The organism is Lacrimispora sp. (assembly GCF_031982545.1).
Lineage (GTDB): Bacteria > Bacillota > Clostridia > Lachnospirales > Lachnospiraceae > Lacrimispora.
In genome coordinates, this window is record NZ_DALYXB010000001.1 from 657791 (window position 1) to 684094 (window position 26304).

Sequence of the window (26304 nt, forward strand, 5' to 3'; positions counted from 1 at the left end):
AATGCACTTCGTGACAGCAAACGGTTGCTCACACGAGTGCATTTTTTGTGAATATAGTTGTTTTAATTGATTTACTTTAATTGAGGAAATGTTGAATGAATTATCTTACTTGCAACTTGTATAATAATGTTATTATATGACTCATCAAAATGAGACTTTGAGGCTGTAACGGCCGTAATACAGCATTGCACTCTTACACGATTTTCAATGGTATTTTCCACACAGTTAACAGACATAAGTCTGTCTAAAAGTAATTCAGTTACATAATATGGTAAAAAAAGACTATGAGTTCCTTCATGAAAAAAAGGAAATGTTTTCTTGATATCATTTACCCTGAAATCATGAAGAAATTTTTGTAAGAAACTTTCAGGTTCAGTAAAGAACTCTTCATAATAATTCAGGGAACCAATCGTATTCTCAATAAAATCCGATACAAGTTCCTGATATAGATCATAAATATCGGAGTAATGGTGGTAAAATGTTCCCTTGTTTATCAAAGCATGGGAAGCAAGTTCCGTAACTGTGATTTTTTCTATGGGCTTCTTCTTCAACAAATCCATCATAACACTTTTAATATTTCTTTTTGTCTTAATTACTCTCAAATCTTCTTTCATAAAAACCTCATTTTCTATTCAAACAGATTCTTTTCCCATGAGTTAATCAACGAATTCAAAAAATCGTTTATTATTGAACCAAATATAGTCATTGATGATTGACTAATCAACTATAGTTCAATAAAATAATACTCGCTCGCAAAACAAAAGTAAAGGAGAAAGTAATATGATAAAAACGCTGATGAAGAGTATTAGAGAATATAAAAGAGCCTCAATTTTAACACCATTATATATAACTCTGGAAATAATATTAGAATGCTTATTACCGTTGGTGATGGCTAATTTAATTGACAAAATGACCGGTTCATCATTAATACCAATTATACGTTATGGGGTTATATTAATTATTATGGCAATGCTATCCCTGTTCTTTGGATACATGTCAGGAAGGATTGGTGCTACCGCATCCTGCGGGTTCGCCAAGAACTTAAGACAGGATGTTTTTTATAAGATACAAGACTTTTCTTTTGCTGATATCGACAAATTCTCCACATCATCTCTGGTGACAAGAATGACAACGGATGTGACCAATGTGCAGAATGCATATCAAATGATTATCAGAATCGCAGTAAGAACACCACTTATGCTTATTTTCTCAGTCATTATCAGTCTGACCATCAGTGTGAAAATGTCCCTTATCTTTCTAATTATGATTCCAATTGTAGCAGCTGCATTATTCTCAATTGTATTTATAGTATTCCCTATATTTAAACGGATTTTTGAGAAATATGATGCTATGAACAATTCTGTTCAGGAAAATATACAGGGAATCCGTGTAGTGAAATCTTTCGTAAGAGAGGACTATGAACAGGAGAACTTTCACAAATCGGCCGCTGATGTGTGCAAAGAATTCACAAAAGCAGAAAGAATTATTGCTCTGAACAATCCGATCCTGATGTTTTGTATTTCGCTTGCCATCTTTCTTGTATGTTTTATTGGAGCAAAGACAATTATTAACAGCAATGCAACCGAATTAACTACGGGACAGCTATCTTCACTGATTAACTACGGGGTACAGATTCTTTCCTCTCTTATGATGTTGTCCATGGTTTTTGTTATCTGCTCCATGGCTACAGAATCTGCCAATCGTATCTATGAGGTATTAAATCATGAAAGTACGCTAACCTCCCCTGAAAATGGGGTGGCGGAAGTAAAGAACGGAAACATTCAGTTTGAAAACGTTTCATTTAGATACTCAGACAAAAGTAAGAAACCCGCTTTGATGAATATCAATCTGGACATAAAATCGGGGCAAACCATAGGTGTTCTTGGTGGAACAGGCTCCTCGAAAACATCGTTAATCCAGCTGATCTCCAGACTTTACGATGTCACAGAGGGAAAGGTCTCTGTCAGTGGAATTGATGTGAGAAATTATGATCTGGAATCCCTCCGTGATGAAGTTGCAGTCGTATTACAGAAAAATGTCTTATTCTCCGGAACAATTAAGGAAAATCTGCGCTGGGGGAAAAAAGACGCCAGTGATGAAGAGCTTGTGAGAATATGCAAGCTGGCTCAGGCAGATGAATTCATTGAGCAGTTCCCTGAAAAATATGATACCTATATAGAGCAGGGCGGAACCAATGTTTCGGGAGGGCAAAAACAGAGGCTCTGTATTGCCAGAGCCCTGCTGAAAAAACCTAAGATTCTGATTCTGGATGATTCTACCTCTGCAGTGGATACAAAGACAGATGCCATGATTCGAAAGGCTCTTCGTGAGGAGATTCCAGATACAACTAAAATCATTATTGCACAGAGAACATCATCTTTGGAAGATGCAGATCAGATCATTGTAATGGATGGCGGTAGGATCACGGAGCAGGGAACTCATGAAGAATTGCTGGCTTACAACGGAATCTATCAGGAAGTTTATCAGTCACAGACTAATGGAAAGAAGGAGGACTAACCCATGAATCAGAATAAACAACACAGTTTCGGGCGCCTGGTCCGCTATTTATTTTCACATTACAAATTCCAGTTAATTGTAACTTTAATCTGTATTGTGATCAGTTCATTTTCCTCTTCAATTGCAACGATTTTTATTCAAAGATTAATTGATGAATGTATCACTCCTGGCATGAGTCAGGGATTTGAAGCGATAGCAGGCAAATTTACATCAATACTGTTAACCATGGGTTTTATCTATATCTGCGGCACCATTGCATCAATCATCTATAATCAGATCATGGCAATTGTCACACAGGGAACGCTTAGAAATTTAAGAAATGATATGTTTGATAAAATGCAAACACTTCCAGTTAAGTATTTTGATACGCATGTACATGGAGATATCATGAGTACTTATACCAATGATACCGATGCCATAAGACAGCTCATCGGACAGAGCCTTCCAACACTTTTTCAGTCTGCTTTAACTATCACGGTAATGTTCCTAACCATGTTATACTACAGTATCTGGCTTACCCTCGTAGTGATGATCGTAATCTTCCTGATGCTGAAGATTACAAAAAAACTGGGTAGTATCACTGCAGCCTTCATGATTCAGCAACAAAAATCTTTAGCAAAAGAAGAAGGCTTTATCGAAGAAATGATGCAGGGGCAGAAAGTTGTTAAAGTGTTCTGCCATGAAGAAGAGAATAAAGAAGCATTTAAAAAACTGAATGAACAGCTTTTTAATGACGGAGAAAAAGCTAACCAGAACGGGAATGTTCTGATGCCGATTCTGGGTAATGTAGGAAATCTTATGTATGTTCTTCTTGCAGTCATTGGAGGAATTATGGTCTATTTAAAGGCACCGAACATTAGTCTTACTGGTGTCAGCATTGTTTCAATCGGTATTATTGTTTCGTTTTTAGGCATGTCAAGACAGCTTTCCCAGACCATTGGTCAGGCATCTATGCAGGTCTCTATGATTGCAATGGGACTTGCCGGTGCAACCCGTGTATTTGAGTTAATGGATGAACAGCCTGAGGAGGACCATGGTTATGTGACTCTGGTAAATGTGAAAAAGGATGCCGAAGGCAGCTTAATAGAGACGAAAGAAAACACAGAAATGTGGGCTTGGAAACATCCTCATCAGAATGGAACAGTCACCCTTACTGAGCTTACTGGAGACGTCAGACTGGAAGATGTTGACTTTGGCTATATACCTGATAAACTGGTGCTTAATCATGTATCCCTGTTTGCTAAACCGGGGCAAAAAATTGCATTCGTGGGTGCAACCGGTGCTGGAAAAACTACCATTACAAATCTGATCAATCGTTTCTACGATATTTCAGAAGGTAAGATTCGTTACGACGGAATTAATATTTCTAAAATCAAAAAACCAGCTCTTAGAAGTTCGCTGGGCGTAGTATTACAAGATGTGAATTTATTTACCGGTTCTGTTATGGATAATATCCGTTATGGCCGCCTGGATGCCACAGATGAAGAATGTATTGCTGCTGCAAAATTAGCAAATGCGGATGATTTTATAACAAGACTTCCGGACGGCTATGAAACAATTCTGACAGGGAATGGTTCCAGTCTCTCCCAGGGACAGAGGCAGCTGATTTCAATTGCCCGTGCAGCCGTTGCCGATCCCCCGGCCATGATCTTAGATGAAGCCACTTCATCCATTGATACAAGAACAGAAGCCCTGGTTCAGGCAGGTATGGATAACCTGATGAAAGGAAGAACTGTATTTGTCATTGCACACAGGCTTTCAACTGTAAAAAATAGTGACGCGATTATGGTTTTGGATCATGGGAAAATAATTGAAAGAGGTTCCCATGAAAGCCTGATTGAACAAAAAGGTACCTATTATCAGCTTTATACAGGTGCGTTTGAACTGGAATAAAGAGCAATTGATGTGTAAAAGAATTACGAACTTATATGCAGAAAAGCATAGATACCCTAAGGTTCAATCATTGCTGCACCAGACTTTACTACTAAAATAGAGGTGATTAATTAAATTAACCAACCTCTATTTTTATTAATATTCAATTTCTGGCCAGAGTTTCATATCCATAGTAGCAGCTTCTATTACATAACGAATTAATCATTATTCTGCTCTCCTTTGTTGATTATCCTTTGATCCCATCCGTTGCTATTCCATCTACCAGGTATCTCTGAAAAACTATAAAAAATATAATAACCGGCAGCAATGATATCACTGACATCGCAAACAACCCGCCATAATTATTATACGAATTGGGATCCAGGTACATATTCAATGCCAAAGGTATGGTGAATTTGCGTGCGCTGTTCATAAATATCAACGGCTGGAAGAAATCCTGCCAGATCCAGTAGAATGCAAAGATGGAAGCGTTAATAATAGCCGGCTTCACCACAGGCACCAAAATACGGAACAGAATTCCAATCCTCCCGCAACCATCAATCTCTGCTGCTTCATCAAGTTCCCTTGGTATTCCCCTGAAGAACTGTACCATAAGGAAGATAAAAAATGCACCTCCAAAAAGCCAAGGAAGAACAAGGGCCATCCAGGTATCAATCAGATTCAGCTTTTTTAAAATAATATACTGGGGTACCACCATTACCTGAGGAGGAATCATCATGGTGAGCATTACACAACCAAACCAGAATCCAGAAAATTTGAATTTTAATCTCGCTAAAGCGTAGGCAGCTAAAAGGGAAGTCAACACGCAGCCAGCAGTTCCTATTACCGTTACGAACAAAGAGTTTATGAAAAATGTAACAAATCCTACGCCACTCACACCGCCAAATCCGCTGCGGTAGTTGGTCACCGCATCCCACACTTTGGGAATAAGGGAATAAGTATCTAAAAACATTGTATCATTACTTTTAAAAGAACTGGCTAACAGCCAAAGCAGTGGATAAATCATTAAAAAACCAAGCATGCATGCTACAACATGAAACTTAATAGAATTTAACTTTTTCTTTGTATGCATTCCCATGATTTATTCCTCCTCTGATTCGTAGTATACCCAATTCTTTTGTGTTCTGAAAAGGATCACTGTAAAGACTGCTATAATTGTCACAAGGATCCAGGCCAAAGCACAGCTGTATCCCATATCAAAGAATGTGAACGCCCTGCGGTACAAATAAAGTACATAAGACAAGGTACTGTCCAGAGGACCTCCATCTGTAATAACATAACTTTCCGTAAACACCCGGAAACCATTTATGATCTGTAATATCAGGTTAAAGAAAATAGTAGGAGTAAGCATTGGCAATGTAATTCTAATAAATATATAATGAGGTTTTGCTCCATCCACCATAGCAGACTCATAAATCGCATGAGGTATCTGCTTTAATGCAGATAAAAAGATGAGCATGGAAGAGCCAAACTGCCACACCCCCATTAGGATAATGACACTTAAGGCAGTCTTTGGATTTCCAAGGAAAGACATCCCCTGTTCAATGCCAAAAACAGATAATAATGTCATTACCACCCCTTTATTTCCGAAAATCTGCTTCCAAACGACGGATACCGCAATGCTTCCACCTATAATAGACGGAACATAGTAAAGGGTGCGGTAAAGTCCAAGGAATTTATGTTTTTTATTCAACAGCATAGCGACAAAAAGAGCAAAGGCCAAGCGCAAAGGAACCAGAACAAGAACATAACTAAACGTGACCTTTAAAGCCTGCACAAACGTATCATCTTGAGTGAATGCCCGTGTATAATTAGTGAATCCGATGATTTTTGGGGTATTTAGCAGGTTAAAATCTGTAAATGAATAGTAAAGTGAAATAACTGCAGGAATCAGCCACATACCAATAAATCCCACAATCCAAGGCCCTAACAGCAGGTAAGCGACCAGATTATCCGAGAGGCTGTAAGCAGCTTTTTTCTTTTTTTTGCTTCATAATATCTCCTTATTTAACAGCAGAGAGGCACGCATGGCGTGATCCTCTCTGATTTAGCTTAATCAGTTACCTCTTGATAAGATTGCATCCGCATCTTTTCTGAATTTTGCAGCTGCCTCCTCTGGAGTGATCTGCCCATAAAATGCGCTGTATGCCGAATTCTTAAATGCCTCATTAACTTCTGACATTCCAACTGGGTCCGGGTCTGGCGTCTCTCCGCAAAGCACCAGTGCCTTTTCCAAATCTTCAAACATTGCTTTCTGCTGTACCGTGAGCTTACCTGAACTAATCATGTGTTCCCGGATATCAGAAGATACCGGAGTTCCTCTTTCAGCCATAATAAGATCATTTGCCTCTTCAGAATTTACAAACCAATTAATAAATTCTGCCGCTTCCTTCTTTACCTTGGAGGTTTCCGCTACAGAGAAAAACATTCCCGGCTTCAGCCAAAGCCCTTTGACCTGAGAGTCTGCCAGTAACGGAGGAGTAACCATCTTGATTTTGTCATTAACACTGCTTACCTTTGATGCATAATTGTTCCATTCAGACAACATGGCTCCATCGCCTGTCACTACAGGACCTGCTTCCTGCCCCAGCGCTTGGATTGCTGCATACTCATCAGGATTTGGAATAATGCCTTCTTTCATCTGATCAGCCCACATCTGGATATAATCAGAGAATATCTTATCATCCGCATACCCTATGGATTTTTTGTCTTCACTAAACAGACTTTCTCCCCGTTGTCTTACCCAGTAATTAAAGAAATTTGTATCATCCACTGGTCCATTGGACAGTCCGTATTTTCCAGTCTTCTCTTTAATTGTTTTTGACATGGTAATAAAATCTTCCCAGGTCCAGGTACTGTCTGGTTCAGCCACTCCAGCAGCTGCCAGCACATCTGGATTATATCCCATGGAAAGGTAGGAACTGGCGAGTACAAGTCCTGTCATCTTTCCATCGATTTTACCGGTATTAAGAAGCTTTTCATCTACTTTTGAAATATTAATAGTTCCATCATCAATAAACGGCTGTAAATCTGCCAGTGAATTGTTCTTTGCATATGTAGTTATATAAAGATAATCCATCTGGACCAAATCTGGCATGGAACCCGATGCCGCCTGGGTGGCCAGCTTGTCAAAATATCCATCCCAACCAGAGGGAATCGCCTCAAATTTCACATTTGGGTGAGACTTTGTATAAAGATCCAAAAGCTTTTGTGTATAATCATGCCGCCCTTGGCCACCCCACCAGGTAATCTTAAGCGTAACAGACTCGCCGCTTGCTGTCTTTGTGTCTCCTGTGCTTCCTGCTGTAGCTTCTTTTGAACTTCCTGTTGTACTGGTTTTCTTATTCCCTGAGCTACAGCCAGTCATTGAAAATACCATGGCGGCCGCCATCCCCAGAGCCGCAAGCCTTTTTAATGTTTTTCTCATAATAACACCTCTCCTTTTCAGTTGTTTTATCGCGCTGATATACTATATTATAAGACTTAATTTTGAAAACGAAATGGAATAAACAGACTAGGTTTTTGTAAAAATCCGACTAAAGCAAATAATTAATTGTAAAAAAAGAAAGGCACAGATAAAATTCATTCTGCCCTCTCCTCATTGTTATTTTTTATCATCCTGCGGTACTCTGACAGGACCATACCAGTATGCTTTTTAAATACTTTTGTAAGATATTGCCCATCAGACGGATAACCTGTCTGCTCAGCCAGATCAGAAACTTTAATATCTGTCTGGTACAACAGAAGTCTTTGAATCAGTAAAATACGGACTCTAACAAGAAATGCTGAGAACCGCTCATTCATATTCTTGGCAAAGAAACGTCCTAAATAATCCTCATTCATAAATAACTCATTTTGGGCCATGTACTGAAGATTTAAATCTGGATTTTTTATATTCCAGTAAACCATGTACAAAATTTTTCTCATACGATTTCCATCTTTCGTATTGGGAAATGAAAGATTCATATGAAATGCACACTTCTCGATCACTTGCTCCAAAAGTTGAGACACTTGTTCGCATTTTTTTAATTTCTTCTCATTCTCACCAAACAGGATCCTCAAAACGAATCCGTATACCTCTGACATCCTGTCCAATGATATTTTCTGCATTTGCATTTTAACGCAGGAACAGTAAATTTCAAATATCAAGTCCTGAATATTTTTCGCATTCCGAATTTTGGTATAATCCACCATTAAGAAAGAATCCTCCGCTTTATCATGGTACATTCCAAAATGTAAAAATTCCTGTTTTTCCTCCACCCCTCCAAAATCAAACAGTTCCTGAATCTGGCAATAAAGTCGAAAACATTCTTTTAACCTTCCTCTTTTGCTTACCGCCGAACGAAGCCTGACTTTTTTGTACTTATTATATTCGCTGTAAACCTTCAGCATCACAGAACATAATTGGGATGAAAGCGCAGCAGGCAGAAGGTATACAATCTCCTTATTTAATCCCGCATTCATATATACCTGATCTTCCCCTATAAACTCTGTTATAATATTCGTTAATGCAAATCGGTCCAACTGGTCAAATTCCTTGGGACCACGAACGGATAGAAGAATTACATCATCTGAAAAACTCTCTTTAAAAGTTGAAAGAAGTATCTTATCCGATACTGAGAGTTCCTCTTTTCTTATCAATTCATAAAAAATGCGTTCCTTGATTTGAGGAACCATCCGCTCGATACTGTTTAGATATTGCCGTTCTGATTTTAATTTTTCTTCTCTGTTCAAAAGCTCCTTTTTAACATTTAAAAGAACCTCCACGATTTTATTCACATCACAGGGTTTTAAAATATAATGTCTTATTTCCAACTCCATGGCTTTGCTGGTGTATTCATATTCCCCATAACCGGACAAGACCACAAAAAATATATTTGGATATAATTCGTGGGTCCTTTTTATTAGTTCAATTCCATCCATAACAGGCATTTTAATATCCGTAATGACGATATCAGGCAAATTAGTCTGTATTTTTTCCAGACCTTCGATCCCATTCCAAGCCATATCTACTAATTGCATCCCTATCTTTTCCCATGGGATAATATCTGCCATAGCCTCTCTTTCAATATCTTCATCATCTACAAGCATTACCTTATACATTCTTTTTTTCTGCCTCTACTTTCGGAATTCTAATGGTTACGGTTGTTCCTCCACCAGGAGTGCTGCTTATTTCAAACTCTGCTTTCACATCAAATGCCATCATCAGCCGTTCATAAATATTTTTCAGCCCATATCCATGTCCGTGGGTTTCTGCCGAGAATGAACGCACTGCTCTCAGTTCTTTTTCTGTCATTCCTGGACCATCATCTGAGACCTGTATTTGTATACGCTCCATTTCTTCTCTTATGGAAACAGTTATGGTACATGGTGTCAGCATTTTTTCCACCCCATGATAGATGGAATTCTCTACAAGCGGCTGTATTGTCATGTGAGGAATCAGATAGGCACCGGAAACATCGGAATCTATAATGAATACAACTCGTTTCCTGTATCGGAACTCCTGTATCGTAATATATCGTTTCAATATATTAGTCTCTTCTTCCATCGTAAAGAACTGTTCTTTACTGAGAGCCGAGCGTAAAATCATTCCCAACGCAACCGTCATTTTAGCTGCTTCGTCATTCCTTTTTGCCTGTATCATCCAGTTGATGCTGTTAAGTGTATTATAAAGAAAATGTGGGTTTATTTGTGCCTGAAGCATCTTATATTTTGTATCTTTAATTAGAATCTGCTTCTTATAATCTTCACGAATCAGGTTATCAATCTTATCCAGCATGACTTTAAACTCTTGTGTCAGCAGGCCTATCTCATCCTGGCGACCATTGATTTCCAGATAATTTTTCGCACCATTAAAATTTCCATCCTCCACAATTTTCATACTTTTTGTAAGATTTTCAAGAGGTTTTGTAATGATATAAGCTATCTTTTTTAAAATCAGTGCAACGACGATAAACAGTGTGAGAAATCCTCCCAATATCAGATATCTCAGATTCTGGTTCTGTCCGTAAATTTCCGTATAAGGGAACATATTTACATATGTCCAACCAGTTTTAGAAGATTTTAAATAGCACATAAAATACCGCTGCCCGTGGATTTTTATAATCTGATAGCCTTTATCACCTTGAAGCTCCGGAATGCTGTCCATCATATTAACCTGATTTTCATAAATAATCCCATTATCAGAATAAACACAAAGCGCTGAACTCTCCGCTTCTAATTCATCGATATTCTTCTCAATCACCCCTGCCACATCACTGGTAATCAATAAGCTTCCCAGATACTCAAGACTGGCATCAATATGTTTGCGGATATCCCGCCCTGTTAAGAGGAAGGGATACTCTTTCCCCGGTTCCTGTACAACATAAGCACCTTTGGCTTCATGAATCCGACCCATCACCGATTCATACTCCTCTTCACCAAGAGTGCCCGTTGCTGTCCCTATCAAGAACCGGGTCGTATCCCCATCCGTATATAAAATGTTAGAAATAATATTGGAATTGGCCAGTTCATTGATTATAAGCATTTTTAGCTGATATACTTCATATGAATATTCCGCTGTGAAATGCTTTAAACCTTTGATCTTTTCAAGTTGCTCCTGGATTTTTACATCAATTGCAATATTAAACGAGAGGTTCTCCACCTCATCTAAGTTTCTGTTTACCTGCTGTGTAAAATAGTCAAGTTCCTGAAGCGATTTTTCATACAGTTTTCCGTCATAAATGTTAAAACTGTATTGGAGTGCTGTGATACTTAAGACACAGCAGATTCCAACCATGAGGACATAAACAATGATCATTTTCTCTGCTAATTTTAAATTACAATATTTTTTATACCAGTAACCACGTTTTAACTTCATGAGCGCCGGATCCTTCCAAAATTTATGGTATTATACCATAATTAAATCCTCTGTTACAACCTGACTTCTTTTTCTTTCATTGCTCCATACAATTCTTCATCTGTCATATGGTTTTCTTCATTTAATAAAAGAAGTATCTTTCTGTCTTTCTCTGGATAAATAACCAGCCGCTGCCACTGATAGAAATAAGGCCCATCTCCCACATTCCTCACATATCCCATAAGCTGCCGTAATAGATAAGCCGTCTCTTTAATATCGGTCTGACAGTCGTTATCATAAAAGCCCTCCCATTTATCGTGACAGCAGCTCTTCATTGCTTCATCCGCCGCTATAAACAAATCGGCTGCCTGTCCCAGTTCATAAAAAGCTTTCATATAATTTTCTTCCGCATAGGCATCAAACGCATTAGTAAAGTGAATAACACCGGACAGACACCATGCGTGGATCTTTATCTGAAGCAAAATAGAATCCGCCCACAGAGTTCCTGCATTCTCGCTTATACTGATACAAGATTTCAAAAGTTCATTAAATTGGGGATATGCTTTTTTGCATTTTTCCTGATACCATTTAATCTGATCTGAAAAATGCTTGGCTGGTATACACCAGTCTAGCTCCTCACAGGGCTTTGTACCTCCGTTTTTCATAAAACCATGTATCAGGACTCTGGTAACGTAGTTGTAAAATTGTTCACCGGCACGCTCATCTTCCAGTATTCCATAAGGAAGCGTCGTATGAAAATACCCTTGAAAGCAAGCCTTCATTTCTTTTAATAACCGTTGTTTCTGGTCTTTCAAGTGATTTTCAGTTAGATAATAAGCGGTTAGATATTTTTCCAGATGTTTGTCCGGTGAATCCATACTTCCATTCCAGAGTGAGGAAATAAAGTCCAAAGGATACACATGAGGCTTTATATTGGAACAGTTAATCAACCACATATTTTTTACTCCACAGCTGTAAGCATTTTTTAATTCCCTTTCAACAAATTCCATGGAATTGGGAATCATGGTAAGTACATTGGCCGCCTGCAGATCATAAAAAGAAACATGATAATATACACCGTGGCTCTGACCCTTTAAATTTTCACCAGGAAGCGCCGGAACTCTTGGATTGTGGTTTCCCTGTCTTCTGGATACCATTTTTCCATATCCATTATCCGCCCAAATCATGATTACATCATCCGGAAGAGTCAAAAATCCCTGCTGGTATAATTCCATGGTTTCTCCATAAAGGTTGGTGCAAAATACCGGATTCTCTACATATTCCTTTACAAGTTCAACCTGTTCCTGCATAATGCTGCTAATTAAATCCCCTCTTTTTCTCGGAGTATCATATAATGGATCCTGTTCCCAGAAGGGCGTATCTCCCTGCCCCCGAAATCCCAGATTCCAGATAATCCGTTCCTTTTTCTGCCTTTCAATCCCCTCTTTCCAGAGGCAGCGGAACAGATCTGGATGCTCTCTAAACGAGGGGTTTTTATCTGGATAGGCTCGCAGGAACATCTCGGCTCCCAGAGGTTCTGCATGATGATGAGTAATCCACAGCCCCATAGCAGACGCTAAAGATGCATATCGTTTGGAATTTGAATCCGTACCAGGGATTACGACATTACCTCCACAGCGCAGGAGTGCTTCAAATGCCATCTCCCAGGGATATTCTTTATTCTTCCCTCCATCCCAGTGGCTGAGTAAAACTTCATCATTGATAAACCAGCCTCTGAAATCCACACATTTTGAGGAGGAGTTCAACTCGGACAATGGGATGACAACCCTCTCTTTTTTGACAAACTTTTGGTCATTCCAAAACCAGAACGGTTGAATTTTCATATAACACTCACTGATGTAGAATAGAGCGTAAACAAAACCCAAATCATCGGCAGCCTCAATTACAATTTCATGGCAGCTTTTCACCCGTATGAAATATTTCTCAGCCTCAAACGGTTTCTTTTCTAAAATTATTTTTCCTGATAAAGTTTCCGCACCTTTCTGAAGGGGCATAAAAACCATATCCATATCCCGGTAAAAACGTTCTATCCCACGTTTCACAGGTTCACTTTCATAGTTTGAGTGTATCGTTGTTCCCTGATCCAATATAAATCCAGCCATCACAATACAGTTCCTTTCCGGCATTTGCCTGTTATACCTTAATTTTATACGCAATTATAAAATAAGGAAATGTAATTATCCTATATTTGTTATGAAAAAAACCGACTTTGGGATATTATGATGTCAGCACAAGAAACAAACGTCTGCTATATACCCAGATTCTAAAATCCGCTTGGAAGCATCTACAATCTACTTCTCATTCATATTTTAAGGAGGTAAAAAAGTCGTCTTATCATCCTGTTTTTTACCTATCTCTCTAATCTTTTTCTATATACATAATAATAAAACCACCTCAGCAAAGGTCTGATACCAAACTTTGTAACCAGTTCTTGTTGCACAGGAACCCTGCTGAATGCGCAAACAAGTTGCAGTGCTTCATCTACTCGAATATTATCTGGCAGTGATGATGACTGTAGCTGAACACCAAGTTTCCGTCGGAGAGATCCGCCACCTGCACGTGGATCACAATCTGCCACACGGAGGCTTCCCCCATCAAATTTTCTGATTCCTTCGAGGCATTCAAGCGTAGTTGTTTTTCCTGCTCCGTTTGGCCCTAAAAGGCCGAACACTTCACCTTTTTTAATATCTAAATAAATTTCTTTTATTGCCGTAATCGATCCGTAGCGTTTTATTAACCCTTTTACACTTACAGCAAATTCACTCATTCATATCACCCCCCAATTCCAATAGATTTATATTTTCGCCGCCTAAGTATATTCTGAGTGCCGGCCCCAGGAAGCGTTCAATTGCTTCCCGGAAATCATTTGTTTCATCAGGCCAATTCCTAATATCCATCCCAGCACTAACAAGCGTTTTCAGTAGTCCCAGATCACCATCTGTGAAATTCGTAACCATCTCCCACCAGCGTTTTGCCAACTCCTGTCCTTCACGTGATGCAGGATCAGCGCCTTTTGGGTACAGTAAATTCAGCTCAGCAAGGAGTTCTTTTGTATTTTCAATAATAACCTTGCTTTTATCCTGTGAATCAGTTTTCTGGAATTTCTCTGATATATTTTTCAATTGTTCGGAGCCAAAATAACTCAGCATGAAAGCATATGGACTTTCCTGCCTCATCAGGTACATGATGGCCATGAGCTTATCCAGGCTGATTTCCTTGCCTTTCCTGGTTTCACAGATCACTGAATCGAGTATTTTAGCGATATTATTCAGATTCTCAATTTGCCCTGACAGAATATCACGCTGTTCCACAAATGCATCTTCAAGATCTGAAGCTGATTTAAACTTCAATATTCTTTCTCTTATTTGCCCAAGAGAGAATCCACAGGACTTAAAGAACAAAATCTGTTGCAGCTTGAAAATATCGTCACGTGTGTACATTCTACGTCCACCTTCGCTGAGAACTGGTTTCAGCAGATCTGTTTTATCGTAGTATTGCAGTGTTCTGACGGAAACCCCGGCTTTTTCAGCCAGATCACCAATTGTAAAAAACTTCATTTTTTGATTATTCATGTCATACCTCCCCTCCTTACGCATTTCAGTTTACCACATTACGTAACGTCACATGCAAGTGTTTTATGAACATTTACTTGCTAATGGAAAAGGAGCATACCTCCTGACTTTATTGTCCATTGGTATGCTCTTACACTTTACATATGGTGTACCATTATTCTATTTAACCTTTAAATAAATCTGGCAATATTAAGCTTTTCAAGTAAATTAATATTTCCTTTACCGAGAGTCATATGATTTTGTGTCCCATAGCATCGTGTATATGAAAATGTTTTAACTTAGTTTCATTTTGCATAATATACGGTTCATCAACATTACCGGCAGAATAAGAATGCCCAATATCCCAGGTAAGTGTAAATATGGAACTATCAAGTAAAATTTCAATTGCTTCTTTTTGAAATTCTGTAAAACCTCCTGTATTTTCTATGGAAATATTTTGATATATCCTGAAACACTCTGAAATTTAAGTCTTGCATTTTCCTCCAAACTGGCCAGTTCGATTAATGTGGGCATACCAAATTCAATACTTATTATCTCCTCCTGTCTGCCATGGATCTTTTAAGTTTATTTGTTTCTTCCTGCTCCACCGCTGCTTCCCCAACTGCTTCAATCAATGCCGCACCAAACTTTAGTAATTTCATTTTTCAATTTCTGGAAGGATTTTTACTATTTCTGAACAGGCTGAACATTATTAATATCAAAAAACTGCGGAACGCTAGAAAAAGTGTATCCTGCAATTTTAGCGCTATTATACACTACCAAATCTTTTGAATAAGAAATAGGCAAGTCAATCACGTTGTCATTTGATATGTTTAATGCAGTCGCAATGGCGTCCTTAACTGCGTTAATATCCGCAGTTGTAGAAAACTGCTTAACTGCAGCGGAGTAATCCGCAAAGTCATCTAATGCTTGAAGAGAAACTGCATGAGGATCAGCACCCAGAGTTTCCTGAAGGAATTTGTGGGGCTCTGTATATGAACCTTCCGTGTTCCAGGTAGTAATATCATAGTTGCCAGCAACACCTTCTGTCCACCAGGTCATCTGATCTTGTCCGGTGGTCACAACATTGATACCTATTTTAGCAAGCTGGGTTTTGATTGCCAATGCCATTTCCTGAGCCAGAGAGATATCTGCCCAATAAGTATAATTAAGCGTCAGCGCCTTCCCATCTTTCTCACGGAACCCTGTTTTTTCATTTAATACCCAGCCTGCTTCATCAAGCAGTGTATTGGTCTTGTCTAAATCAAATTTTCGTATGGTGTTGTAACTAATATCTGTATAAGGTGCGTCTTTACTGAACAAGGTGGTGGCCGGAGTTTCATAACCATAGGTCAGCCCCTCCGTGATTTCCTGCTTATTAATTGCATACGCAATTGCTTCACGAACCTTAACATCACCCAATACCTGGCGGGCGGCATTTAGCACCAAATTGCGGGTCAGCGTATTGCCTTCATTTATTTCACCACGAATCCCCTCCAAAGTAATTGCCTGATTGTAATCATCGTATGTAATCAGCTCTGCGCCATAAATCATATCTACTTCTCCGGTCTGTAACGCCTGTAGCCGTGAAGAAGCCTCCGGAATATATTTTACAATGACCTCATCATAATACGGTGCTTTCCCCCAATATTTTTCGTTGCGAACAAAGCGGGTGCAGTCTCCAGAAATTATCTCTTTTCTTATATAAGGACCAGTTCCTACAACATCCTTGAATGTCTGGAAATTACCAGCTTCGAAAGCATTTGGTGACATCATGCCAGCAACATTCTGAAAACAGAAATCATTTAAATAGGAGAAGCATGGAGCCTCATAATGAACAGCAACCGTGTATTTATCAATTGGCTCAACACTCTGGATATTATAAATACCTTTAATGCCACTAAAATTGGAGTTTGAACGATCAAATTCCAAAATTGCTTCTACACTATCAGCATTAAATTCTGTACCATCGGTAAATGTAACTCCCTGTTGCAGATTGAATGTGAGTACCGTATTGGTCTTGTCCCAACTCCAGTCTTTTGCCAGATTTGGAACAATTTTACCGTTTTCGTAGGCCACCAGCGTTTCATATACCAAACCGCAGGCAATATTATTTTCTTTATTCATGGTCAGAGTTGTAAGGTTATCCAGCTCCTTTGCGGTACAAATAGTTAATATCTTTGTAGATAATGACTGACTTGTGTCAGGCGTTTTTGTATTTTGCCCGCAGCCAGCCAGGCAAAATGTGAGGAGAACGCCGCTTAAGAGTGTCGAAAGTGTTTTTTTCCAAATATTTTTCATGTTATTTCTATCCTTTCTGTGTTGAGGTTTCTTTTATCAGATGCCCTTGCTCCACAATCCTTCCTTTTTGCATAATTGCAATTTTATCAGAAATTCTCATAGCATCTTTCCGGCTATGCGTTACAAAAATGCAGGAATAGCGGTGCAGTTTTGAAGCGTTCTCTACTAAGGTAAGTACGGCATCGGTTGAAATCAAATCGAGACCGCTTGTCACTTCGTCCATGATTAAATAATCAGGCTCTATAGCCATGGCCCGAAGCAACGATAGGCGGCGCTGTTCTCCGCCTGAGAGACGTCGCACTGGGGTATCCAGCAGCTTATGATCCATGTGGACAGCATCCATCAAATCATAGATACGTTGTTTTCGTTCTTTTCGGTTATAGGAAGTCAAATTAATCAGCGCTTCTTCAACATTAGAAAATGCTGATCTTGCTGGATTTAGTGTACCGGAAGAATCTTGAAATACGGCTTGTATCTTTCTGCGATGGCTTTTCCAAGTACGATAATTCCACTGTGTAATATCTTCACCATCTAACAAAATAGTTCCGGATGTGGGTTTTTCCATACCAACCAGCAATCTTGCCAACGTACTTTTACCAGAACCACTTTCCCCCTCTATCGCCAGATTTTCACCTTTCTCCAAGTGGATGTTAATATCACAGAGCGCATGAAATGTACCTTGTTTTTCACTACGATAAATCTGATTGACATTTTGTATTACAATTTCTCCCACTCCCATCTACCTCTACTTTCAATCCTGCTTAAACTAGCGAATCGGTTCATCCAATCCGTTTGCGGTTTCGTTAATAGTTGATCCATACTGCCTTGTTCAATTACCCTTCCTGCTCCAAGCACATAAACATTATCACAAAAATTTTGGAGTGCGTCCACATCATGGGAAACAAACAGAATGCCCTTATCCTGCATTTTCTTTCCCAACACATCTAACAGCAGATTACGGTTTTCTTCATCCAGTGCAGCCGTTGGCTCGTCCGCAAGGATATAATCGGGTGACATTCCTAATAAAATGGCTGCAGCCACTCGTTGCAGCATCCCTCCTGAAAGTTCATCAGGATATGCATTCAGCACTCTTTGTGTATCCTTTAAATTGACCAAATCCAGTTTTTCAATTGCCAGTGCAATTGCATCGGTTTGATTCAACTTTAACCGTCTTCGAAAAGTCTCTTGAATTTGATAGCCTATTTTCAATCGGCTGTCAAAAGCAGTCATTGGGTTCTGGGGTATAAAACCAATCTTTTTCCCACACACGCCACGATGCTCCCTGCGGGACAGGCAGAGTAAATCTGTGTCATCCATGGAAATTTTACCATCTTTAATTTGACAGTCCGAGTGCAGCATTCCAAATATACTTCGCAGTAATGTGGTTTTTCCTGAACCACTATGGCCGGTAAGTCCAATGATTGCCCCGGAAGGTATTTCCAATGACACTTGATCCAACAGGAGACGGCCTGTTTTTTCCTTTACACTTAGTTGGTTGATTTTCAACATCATGTCACCTCCATTTCTGTCAATCGCCTGCCCAGAATATTAAAACAAATCGTCGATAAAATAACGGCACCAATCGGGTACAGAATCATGGCAGGATGGAGAACCATTGCACCACGCGCATCCAGAATCATGCTGCCCCAATCTACAACACTATCTCCCAATCCTAATCCAATGAAGGAGAAAGCAGTAATTGCCAGTATCATGTCTGCACAAGATAAACAGAGAAAGCGTATCATTTCCGCAATTAAATTAGGGAGGATATGAATCATCAATATTCGTAATTTTGAAGCTCCTGAAGCAATTGCACACATAACATAGGCTTTTCCTGTTTCCATATCAATGCGGGTTCGCACCAGTTTAATATAGCGAAGAATATAGGATACGGTCAGCGCAAATAACGTGGTTTTCGCTCCACTCCCCCATGCGCCTATAAATACGATCAGGTATGCAATAGGCGGTATTGCTGTGACTGCATTGATGAGTCCGTCAATTAAAGTATTGCCTTTCATTACTGCACGGCTTGTTGCCATACCGATGATTGTCCCCAGCAAAAAGACGATCATCGATCCGCCCAGCACGATTCCAAGTGTTGTCCAGCCTCCATAAAGAATTCGTGAGAAAATACATCGGCCTAATTGATCGGTACCAAACGGGTACGTAATGGACGGTTTTTGAAATCTTGTCAAAAGATTAGATTCCATCGGATTATTAGGTGCAAATAGATATCCGATTAAAAATAACACAAGCACAAGCATGGTAATTAAAATGGAAAGACTGTGTGCTGCTCTCTTCTTTTTCACTTATGCCACCTCCTTTTTTATTTGAATTGCCCACTGAATCAAATCTGCAGCAATATTGCATAGGGCAATAGCCAGAGCAAGGAAGAACACCTCTGCATGAATCATAGGCGTATCTCGATCCAATACATGATTGACAATCAAATAACCAAATCCCGGTATGGAAAAAATCTGCTCAATTACAGTTGCATTTGCCAGCGCCAGACCTATACTCTGCAGAAAGTTAGGAATCAGCCCAACTGCGGCTCTGGGGAGAAAATGGTAAAATAAAAGTCTGCTTTCCGACAGCCCACGGCAACGGGCATAGAATGCATAGTCTTCATTACTTTCATGGTCCAGTGCATCCATTAACATCGGGATATAGAAGGAAGCACCAAATACCCCAATGCAAAGTGCCGGCGATATGTAACTGAGAAAACTGGTATTCCCTGTCACAGAAATCAGTGATTTTTTTACTGCAAAGAAATCTAAATATACCGTTGCCAAGTAAAAAGAAGGGATAGACACACCTAAAATACAAATGATCTGCAGGGCGTTTTTAGGAATCTTCCAGGGTAACAAAAATGTGGTACAGCTCAACACAATAATAGTAATAATTTGAAATACTGATGCCAGGAAAACAATTCCAAGTGTTTTGGGAAAAGCTGTTGCAATATCCTTCCAAACCTCATGTCCATTTGCCAGTGATGTTCCAAGATCAAAGTGAAGTAAATCAATTACCCAGGATCCGTATTGAATCAGTAAAGGTTTATCAAATCCCAACTGTATCCGTATTGCTTCGATTTGTTCTGTTGTTGGACTTCCTATCATTCGCTTCGCATATGCAGTTGCTGGATCAACGGCTGAGAGGCGCATCAATAGAAACGAAAGCAGCGTCACAAAAAATAATGTAAATATCAACTCAATCAGTTTTTTTAGAATATACTTTTTCATACTCTGTTTCATGTACATTCACCTCCTCAGCTTTAGTTAGGTTGAGCTAACCTGCACTCAAAAAAAGGAGCGCATTATAGCGCTCGAAAGTCATCCGCTCTCGCAGATAAAAGTTTATACAATTAAAGGTTAATTTGCCACTCTGAACGGACCATTATCCAACTATTTAGACAACTTCTTTCTATATTCGGACGGCAATTCTCCAAATTCTTTTTTAAACGCCTCTGAAAACTTACTTGGGTTATCATAGCCCATTTTCATGGCAATTTCTGTAATGCTTTGTGTAGTGCTGCGCAATAAAAGTATGCTCGCCTGCATACGATATGATTTCATATAAGAGTAGATAGAACACCCATAAACACCTTTAAAACACACTTTCATGGAAGTAAGAGAAATATCAAATCTATTGGAAAGTTCTTTCAATGTATAATGCCTATTTAAGTCCGAAATCATGCATGCTTGCATTTGTTTTATCACTTGTACCTGATTCTTTGAAAAATATCGACGTTCCTCCTCATATTCACAAACCTGGACATCATTCAAAAACATAAGCAGCTCTAATACTTTGACTTTCAAATAGTGGGCTATCATTTTTGGAGTAACTCGATACAACTCAGAAAAAATATGTTCAATATAGTTATGACTTCGCAGAACCATACAAGTATTTTTTCTGCAAAGGCGCTCCGCGATCTGACACAAATCAATGTGCAGTCCACCCAGCACATTTTCAACCTGCTTTAATGTGGTTACTGCTTTATTCAAATCAATCGTAATAGAAATTCCGTGATAATGGGATAATGGAAATGTGGTAGATATGGTTTCATTTGTTAGTCGATTGATTGCAAGGTCACCTGCTCCAATATATTGACAATCACCATTACTAAAAACACACTCAAACCTCCCTTCTCTGCAATGATTGATTTCAAGCACATCAGGGTGTGGAAGTTTATTTTCATTCTGTCCATCTTTCATATGAAAATCATTATAGAATAGTTCAATTCCATGCAATATTTCGTATCTTGTAATAACGCCCTCTCCTGTTTCATTTTGCATCTTATATACAGAACAGCCGTCTTCACTCACTGTCTTTTGTACCTCTGAATTAAAAAAATCCGTTATTTGTCTGTCATTCATCCGTTGCCTTATCCATCTCTACAAGTAGGTGCACCCGTCCATAGCGACGTATGCACCTGCAAATTTATTTCCTACTTTTTTCGTTCCAATGCTTTTTCAATTTTTGAAAGCTATCATCACATAAAACATGTTCCATAAAGCAGCCTTCTTTTTCAGCGATATCTTGTTGCACCCCTGCTTCGATGAGTACTTTTTTAAAGAATTCATGACGTTCATAAATCTTTTCTGCCAGCACTCTTCCTTTTTCTGACAATTCAAGACTTGCATCCCTATTCATTTGCACGAACTCCTTCTTACGAAGCTCTTTTATAGCATAGGATACACTTGGTCTGGAAAACTTCATAAAATCTGCTATATCAGCGCAATGAACTTCGCCTTTTCTCATTTTTAAAATCAGGATAGCTTCTAAATAGTCCTCTTGTGATCTGCCTAACTCCGCCATCATCACCTCATATCTTTATATTTATCTAAATGTAGATCTTTAAACACTCCAGGAAACAGCTTCTTGTCTTTCCCCAACAAAGCGTCTGTATATTCCATTCTGTTTCATTAGTTCCGCATGTTTTCCTTTTTGTACAATTTTCCCTCCATCTACTACAAGAATCTGATCTGCATGCCGGACTGTTTTTAATCGGTGTGCGATCATAATGATTGTTTTATTTCTGGTCAGTTCTTCAAAAGCTCTTTGTAAATGCGCTTCATTCTCCGGGTCTACATTGGCTGTCGCCTCATCAAAAATGATAATTGGGGCATCCTTTAAAATAGCTCTTGCTATAGATATTCTCTGCTTTTCTCCTCCGGAAAGTGCAAAACCCTTATCTCCGACTAACGTATCATACCCTTTGGGAAGACTGCTAATGAATTCATGACAGCACGCTTTTTTTGCTGCCTTTATGACCTCTTCCCTGGTTGCATCTGGCCTTCCAAAGCGAATATTATTTTCAATGGTATCACCAAAAAGATATACATTTTGAAACACCATGCTGATTTGGTCCATTAAGGACTCCAGAGTATAATCCTTTATGTTTTTTCCACCAATCATGATTTTTCCATTATCTACATCCCAAAATCTTGCAATTAAATTACAGATTGTGGATTTTCCAGAGCCACTTGGCCCAATGATGGCAGTCATTGTTTTGTTCTTAATCTGAAGATTCATATCTTTTAAAATCTGCCTCTTCTCATAGGAAAAATCTACATGTTCAAATGTAATTTCATGATTTTCCGGCTTTATGATTCCCCCTATTTCGTCCATTAATGGTACCTCATCCATCTGATTTGCCTGCTCGATAGAACTGCCGCAAACACGTAGAATTGACACACCATGTCCTGCTGATTCTATCTGTTCAAAAATAATAAAAGAAACAACGATAAACATCAGGGAATAAGTAAGCTGCATGGTTCCATCAAAGTAAAAATACAATGCTGCTGCCATCATGATCACGCTGAATATCCGTAATATTCCTTCCTGCATAATGGTATAAGGTGTAATCAGCTGTTCCATAGCCAGATTGGTGTTTTTACTGTTTTCTATTGCTTTATCTACCTTCTTATCATCGATTTTACTAAGATTAAAGGATTTTACGATTCCCATTCCCTGAATCGTTTCTAATATGTTTTCTACAAGTACCGCCTGGGCTTTTTGTCTTTTTGGAGCTGTATCTCTTGATTTTTTTTCCATAGCAGAAGTAATCATGCAGAACAAAAGAATACCCGCCGCTACAATCATTCCCATTCTCCAGTCAAAGACCAGCATGTAAATGGTAAATACAATGGTAGTGATAAACCCACCTAAAGTCAGAACCATGACCATTGGTGCAGTCGTTTCCACGTCTCCCAAGACCGTTGTACTGATTCCTGTAATAATCCCAAGACTACTTTGGTTAAAAATACCCATTGGTATTAATTTCATTTTGTTTCCAATAAATATCCTTTTATTAGCGGCCATAAAATATCCTGCATGTGTCTGTTGAAGCTGGGAAAAATAATTTGTGACAATTTTACCTGCAATACTAACAATCATAAGTCCCAGCACATACCATATGATAGTATTCTTTGTATCTTTTTCAACCAGTGCCTGAATGGTTAAAAAAATCGCTCCAATCTGTAACATATGAAAGATTGCATTTAAAAATCCCACAAGGATAGAGTTGCGGATATTTTTTTGCTCTTCGCCAGCAAACAGCCATATTTTACGAAAAATTTCTATCATACCAATTCACCATCCTTTGCTCCTATATGTGCATTCCACATCTTCTGATATAATTCTGATTTTTGTAATAATTGTTGGTGGGTTCCCGTATCTTGTATTTGTCCCTGATCCACCAGAAGAATCTGATCTGCATCAACAATTGTCGATAATCGATGTGCAATCATGATCAATGTTTTTCCTTTTACCAATTTTGAGATTGCTTTCTGAAGAACCGCTTCATTTTCCGGGTCAATATAAGCAGTCGCTTCATCCAGTATGACAATTGGAGCGTCTTTTAACATAGCCCTCGCAATGGCAATTCTTTGCCGTTCGCCACCGGAAAGATGCGTGCCTCCTCCACCAACTCTTGTTTCATACCCATGTTCAAGCCCTCGTATAAAAGCATCGCAGCCTGCTTTTTTTGCCACCGCTTCCACTTCTTTATCTGTTGCATGTTCTTTACCCATTCTGATATTTTCCCGAATGGTATCATCAAACAGGAAATTATCCTGAGATACATATGCAATCTGATCTGCAATCTGTGTCAGTGGAATTTCACTGATTTCTTTTCCACCAATTTGAATACTACCTGTTTCAATATCCCAGAAACCCGCAATCAGCTTTGTAATCGTTGATTTTCCACTTCCGCTGGGCCCTACAAAAGCATTAACCGTTCCTTCGCGTATTTTTAATGTAATATCAGTTAATATATTTCCCTGTTCTTTTTCGTAAGCAAAAGAAACATGATTCATTTCAATATCCATTCCTGCAAGTACAGCAGGTTCCTTGGGATGATGTTGTTCTGGTGCATTCAAAATAGTTTCAATGGACTCGATTATAGTACCGGCCTGTGCCAGGGAGTCGATAAAATTTGTAGCAGCAATAATCGGTCCAACAATTCCCATGGACAATATTATAACCATGATTAAATCAGTAGAGGTAATGTTTCCTCTTAAGTAAAACGCTAATCCCGCAGGCAATACCCCTATCAAAACAGCAGGACTGAAGTTCCGATAGCACGCCATACCAAACTGTGTACTTTTCATCCAGTTATAAAAAAATGACGCATTGGCATTCACAGCTTCCTCATAACCGGCATACGCTTCATTCCCCTGATTATAAGCCTTGATTACCTCTATTCCATTGATATACTCTACAATGGAGTCATTCATTTTCTTACCAATCTGAACTGATTCCCTATATTTTGCCGGATAAGTTTTCATCGTAGTCATCATAAATATCATGCCAATTGGGATCGTTACCATGGATAGTAATGCCAGTCTCCAATCAAGAAAGAACAGTGCAATTATCAGCAGTAACGGTGATATAATATTTGAAGTCATTTCTGGAAACAGATGTGCCAGTGTTGTTTCCATGCTCTCAATCTGGTCAACCAAAATACTTTTCCATCTTCCAACCGATTGATTCTGCAATGTTCCCATGGACAGTTTTGCCAGTTTATGTACGCAATTATTTCGTACTTCTGCCAGTACTGCAAAAGTCGCCTTATGAGACAAGGCAGTTGAAAATGTAGTAAGCAGTACTTTTCCTATGCTGCCAACTAAGGCGAGGGCAAGCCAGGGAATGCAGTCAGACAAATTGGCAGTCTGATTAAGTAACTTGATAATAATTATTCCAGCACAAAAATAAGGAATAAAACCGGACAATACCCCTAAAATTGCCATGAAAATTGCAAACTCCAGTTTTTTATGTTCTGTTTTTGCCAATGCCCATATTCGTCTTAGCGGGCTTTGATTTTTTTGTTCCATATGTCCTCCTTTTGGTTAGTTTTATCTAACCTTATGTTTTAAAAAATTGCGGGTAACCCCGCATTTCAGGCATGGATTCACTTATTTCCAATTGTAAATTTTAGCAAACCCGGCATAATAAAATTCTCTTAGCTGTTTTGCATACCGCATGCCATCTTCTCGTTTCATATCATGACGCACCATTTCAAATATTCCAGAAAAATATGCACTTGTTACAATATGGAGAAATTCTGATGTAACCATCTCATTTTTAAGTGCATCATCCTTAGTGGCTTCCATGTATTTGACGGTATACTCCATTTCAATCTCCACCAGTTCATTTAAAAAATTAGAAAATTCTGTTCCTTCCGCACATTCTAATAATAGTTTAAATTCATAATAGTGGTCATAAATATAAGCAACGAATGTTTCAGCTTCCATACTACTATAATGGAACATATTATTCTTCTGATACTGGGAATCCTTATTGTGAAATGACTCCTGAACATCTAAGAACCATAATTTTAATTCATCCACAACCGTAAATACGATGGCGTGGAACAATCCTTCTTTATTATGAAAACGTGTATATATGGACCCTGTACTGGTACCCGCCTCCTGTGCAATGGTCCGAAGAGAGGCATCCTTGAATCCTTTGCTTAAGAATTCCTTCCTCGCACATTCATACACTTTTTCATAAACGCCTTCGATTTGCTTTGCCATTAATTATCCTCCTGCATTCAAAACAGTGTTTCATAACACCGTTTTAAATATAGTGCTTTTATTTTAAATTGTCAAGTAAATTCTGTATATTCTGATTTTACTATACGCAAAATAAAATCCCCAAACCCACTGATACTTGGTTTGGGGA

Annotated in this window: 21 protein-coding genes; 2 read left to right on the plus strand and 19 right to left on the minus strand. The window is 38.8% G+C overall.

Annotated features, from left to right (window positions below; translation table 11 throughout):
- Window positions 1-71: 71 nt before the first annotated feature.
- Window positions 72-614, minus strand: coding sequence for a TetR/AcrR family transcriptional regulator (locus tag ABS301_RS03200; protein ID WP_349670822.1), 543 nt, complete (start codon window positions 612-614; stop codon window positions 72-74).
- 166 nt (window positions 615-780) lie between these two features.
- On the opposite strand from ABS301_RS03200, the gene ABS301_RS03205 reads away from it, so the two are divergent.
- The gene (locus ABS301_RS03205) at window positions 781-2517 is read left to right on the plus strand and encodes an ABC transporter ATP-binding protein (protein WP_349670823.1); all 1737 of its coding nucleotides are present in this window, start codon (window positions 781-783) and stop codon (window positions 2515-2517) included.
- Window positions 2518-2520: 3 nt separating this feature from the next.
- On the plus strand, window positions 2521-4410 hold the full coding sequence (locus tag ABS301_RS03210; protein WP_349670824.1) for an ABC transporter ATP-binding protein: 1890 nt from the start codon (window positions 2521-2523) through the stop codon (window positions 4408-4410).
- A gap of 226 nt (window positions 4411-4636) precedes the next feature.
- Here the strand turns inward: ABS301_RS03210 and ABS301_RS03215 are convergent, their stop codons facing one another.
- From ABS301_RS03215 to ABS301_RS03300, 18 genes are all read right to left on the minus strand, one after another.
- Window positions 4637-5488: a carbohydrate ABC transporter permease gene (locus ABS301_RS03215; protein WP_349670825.1), complete on the minus strand. Its 852-nt coding sequence runs from the start codon at window positions 5486-5488 to the stop codon at window positions 4637-4639.
- A gap of 3 nt (window positions 5489-5491) precedes the next feature.
- Complete coding sequence (locus ABS301_RS03220) at window positions 5492-6325, minus strand: carbohydrate ABC transporter permease (protein ID WP_349670826.1); 834 nt, start codon at window positions 6323-6325, stop codon at window positions 5492-5494.
- Window positions 6326-6466: 141 nt separating this feature from the next.
- Window positions 6467-7837, minus strand: a complete 1371-nt coding sequence (locus ABS301_RS03225) for an ABC transporter substrate-binding protein (protein WP_349670827.1) — start codon at window positions 7835-7837, stop codon at window positions 6467-6469.
- Window positions 7838-7992: 155 nt separating this feature from the next.
- Window positions 7993-9513: a response regulator transcription factor gene (locus ABS301_RS03230; protein ID WP_349670828.1), complete on the minus strand. Its 1521-nt coding sequence runs from the start codon at window positions 9511-9513 to the stop codon at window positions 7993-7995.
- Window positions 9506-11269, minus strand: coding sequence for a sensor histidine kinase (locus ABS301_RS03235; protein ID WP_349670829.1), 1764 nt, complete (start codon window positions 11267-11269; stop codon window positions 9506-9508). Before ABS301_RS03235 ends, ABS301_RS03230 begins: the two co-directional genes overlap by 8 nt.
- Window positions 11270-11322: 53 nt before the next feature.
- The gene (locus ABS301_RS03240) at window positions 11323-13371 is read right to left on the minus strand and encodes a glycosyl hydrolase 115 family protein (protein ID WP_349670830.1); all 2049 of its coding nucleotides are present in this window, start codon (window positions 13369-13371) and stop codon (window positions 11323-11325) included.
- Between the two features lie 248 nt (window positions 13372-13619).
- Window positions 13620-14036 (minus strand): ATP-binding cassette domain-containing protein, encoded by a 417-nt coding sequence (locus tag ABS301_RS03245; RefSeq protein WP_349670831.1) that lies wholly within the window; start codon window positions 14034-14036, stop codon window positions 13620-13622.
- Window positions 14029-14841: a MerR family transcriptional regulator gene (locus tag ABS301_RS03250; protein WP_349670832.1), complete on the minus strand. Its 813-nt coding sequence runs from the start codon at window positions 14839-14841 to the stop codon at window positions 14029-14031. Before ABS301_RS03250 ends, ABS301_RS03245 begins: the two co-directional genes overlap by 8 nt.
- A gap of 666 nt (window positions 14842-15507) precedes the next feature.
- On the minus strand, window positions 15508-17121 hold the full coding sequence (locus ABS301_RS03255) for a nickel ABC transporter substrate-binding protein (protein ID WP_349670833.1): 1614 nt from the start codon (window positions 17119-17121) through the stop codon (window positions 15508-15510).
- A 7-nt stretch (window positions 17122-17128) separates the two neighbouring features.
- Window positions 17129-17860: an ATP-binding cassette domain-containing protein gene (locus ABS301_RS03260; protein WP_349670834.1), complete on the minus strand. Its 732-nt coding sequence runs from the start codon at window positions 17858-17860 to the stop codon at window positions 17129-17131.
- Entirely contained in the window at window positions 17839-18633 is a 795-nt protein-coding gene (locus tag ABS301_RS03265; protein ID WP_349670835.1) for an ATP-binding cassette domain-containing protein, read from the minus strand. Before ABS301_RS03265 ends, ABS301_RS03260 begins: the two co-directional genes overlap by 22 nt.
- The gene (locus ABS301_RS03270; RefSeq protein ID WP_349670836.1) at window positions 18630-19430 is read right to left on the minus strand and encodes an ABC transporter permease; all 801 of its coding nucleotides are present in this window, start codon (window positions 19428-19430) and stop codon (window positions 18630-18632) included. Before ABS301_RS03270 ends, ABS301_RS03265 begins: the two co-directional genes overlap by 4 nt.
- Entirely contained in the window at window positions 19431-20372 is a 942-nt protein-coding gene (locus ABS301_RS03275; protein WP_349670837.1) for an ABC transporter permease, read from the minus strand. It lies immediately after the preceding gene.
- Between the two features lie 150 nt (window positions 20373-20522).
- The gene (locus tag ABS301_RS03280; RefSeq protein ID WP_349670838.1) at window positions 20523-21494 is read right to left on the minus strand and encodes a helix-turn-helix domain-containing protein; all 972 of its coding nucleotides are present in this window, start codon (window positions 21492-21494) and stop codon (window positions 20523-20525) included.
- A gap of 64 nt (window positions 21495-21558) precedes the next feature.
- Window positions 21559-21936 (minus strand): metal-dependent transcriptional regulator, encoded by a 378-nt coding sequence (locus tag ABS301_RS03285; RefSeq protein ID WP_349670839.1) that lies wholly within the window; start codon window positions 21934-21936, stop codon window positions 21559-21561.
- Window positions 21937-21975: 39 nt separating this feature from the next.
- Window positions 21976-23706, minus strand: a complete 1731-nt coding sequence (locus tag ABS301_RS03290) for an ABC transporter ATP-binding protein (RefSeq protein ID WP_349670840.1) — start codon at window positions 23704-23706, stop codon at window positions 21976-21978.
- Window positions 23703-25454 carry an ABC transporter ATP-binding protein gene (locus ABS301_RS03295; protein WP_349670841.1) on the minus strand — a complete coding sequence of 584 codons (1752 nt, stop codon included), beginning with the start codon at window positions 25452-25454 and terminating at the stop codon, window positions 23703-23705. The genes ABS301_RS03290 and ABS301_RS03295 overlap by 4 nt, the downstream gene beginning before the upstream one ends.
- An 81-nt stretch (window positions 25455-25535) precedes the next feature.
- On the minus strand, window positions 25536-26156 hold the full coding sequence (locus ABS301_RS03300) for a TetR/AcrR family transcriptional regulator (protein ID WP_349670842.1): 621 nt from the start codon (window positions 26154-26156) through the stop codon (window positions 25536-25538).
- Window positions 26157-26304: the final 148 nt, after the last annotated feature.

Coding starts and splice junctions, on each gene's coding strand:
- ABS301_RS03200 (WP_349670822.1), bottom strand. CDS start 614: ATGAAAGAAGATTTGAGAGTAATTAAGACAAAAAGAAATATTAAAAGT.
- ABS301_RS03205 (WP_349670823.1), top strand. CDS start 781: ATGATAAAAACGCTGATGAAGAGTATTAGAGAATATAAAAGAGCCTCA.
- ABS301_RS03210 (WP_349670824.1), top strand. CDS start 2,521: ATGAATCAGAATAAACAACACAGTTTCGGGCGCCTGGTCCGCTATTTA.
- ABS301_RS03215 (WP_349670825.1), bottom strand. CDS start 5,488: ATGGGAATGCATACAAAGAAAAAGTTAAATTCTATTAAGTTTCATGTT.
- ABS301_RS03225 (WP_349670827.1), bottom strand. CDS start 7,837: ATGAGAAAAACATTAAAAAGGCTTGCGGCTCTGGGGATGGCGGCCGCC.
- ABS301_RS03230 (WP_349670828.1), bottom strand. CDS start 9,513: ATGTATAAGGTAATGCTTGTAGATGATGAAGATATTGAAAGAGAGGCT.
- ABS301_RS03235 (WP_349670829.1), bottom strand. CDS start 11,269: ATGAAGTTAAAACGTGGTTACTGGTATAAAAAATATTGTAATTTAAAA.
- ABS301_RS03240 (WP_349670830.1), bottom strand. CDS start 13,371: ATGGCTGGATTTATATTGGATCAGGGAACAACGATACACTCAAACTAT.
- ABS301_RS03245 (WP_349670831.1), bottom strand. CDS start 14,036: ATGAGTGAATTTGCTGTAAGTGTAAAAGGGTTAATAAAACGCTACGGA.
- ABS301_RS03250 (WP_349670832.1), bottom strand. CDS start 14,841: ATGAATAATCAAAAAATGAAGTTTTTTACAATTGGTGATCTGGCTGAA.
- ABS301_RS03255 (WP_349670833.1), bottom strand. CDS start 17,121: ATGAAAAATATTTGGAAAAAAACACTTTCGACACTCTTAAGCGGCGTT.
- ABS301_RS03260 (WP_349670834.1), bottom strand. CDS start 17,860: ATGGGAGTGGGAGAAATTGTAATACAAAATGTCAATCAGATTTATCGT.
- ABS301_RS03265 (WP_349670835.1), bottom strand. CDS start 18,633: ATGATGTTGAAAATCAACCAACTAAGTGTAAAGGAAAAAACAGGCCGT.
- ABS301_RS03275 (WP_349670837.1), bottom strand. CDS start 20,372: ATGAAACAGAGTATGAAAAAGTATATTCTAAAAAAACTGATTGAGTTG.
- ABS301_RS03280 (WP_349670838.1), bottom strand. CDS start 21,494: ATGAATGACAGACAAATAACGGATTTTTTTAATTCAGAGGTACAAAAG.
- ABS301_RS03285 (WP_349670839.1), bottom strand. CDS start 21,936: ATGGCGGAGTTAGGCAGATCACAAGAGGACTATTTAGAAGCTATCCTG.
- ABS301_RS03290 (WP_349670840.1), bottom strand. CDS start 23,706: ATGATAGAAATTTTTCGTAAAATATGGCTGTTTGCTGGCGAAGAGCAA.
- ABS301_RS03295 (WP_349670841.1), bottom strand. CDS start 25,454: ATGGAACAAAAAAATCAAAGCCCGCTAAGACGAATATGGGCATTGGCA.
- ABS301_RS03300 (WP_349670842.1), bottom strand. CDS start 26,156: ATGGCAAAGCAAATCGAAGGCGTTTATGAAAAAGTGTATGAATGTGCG.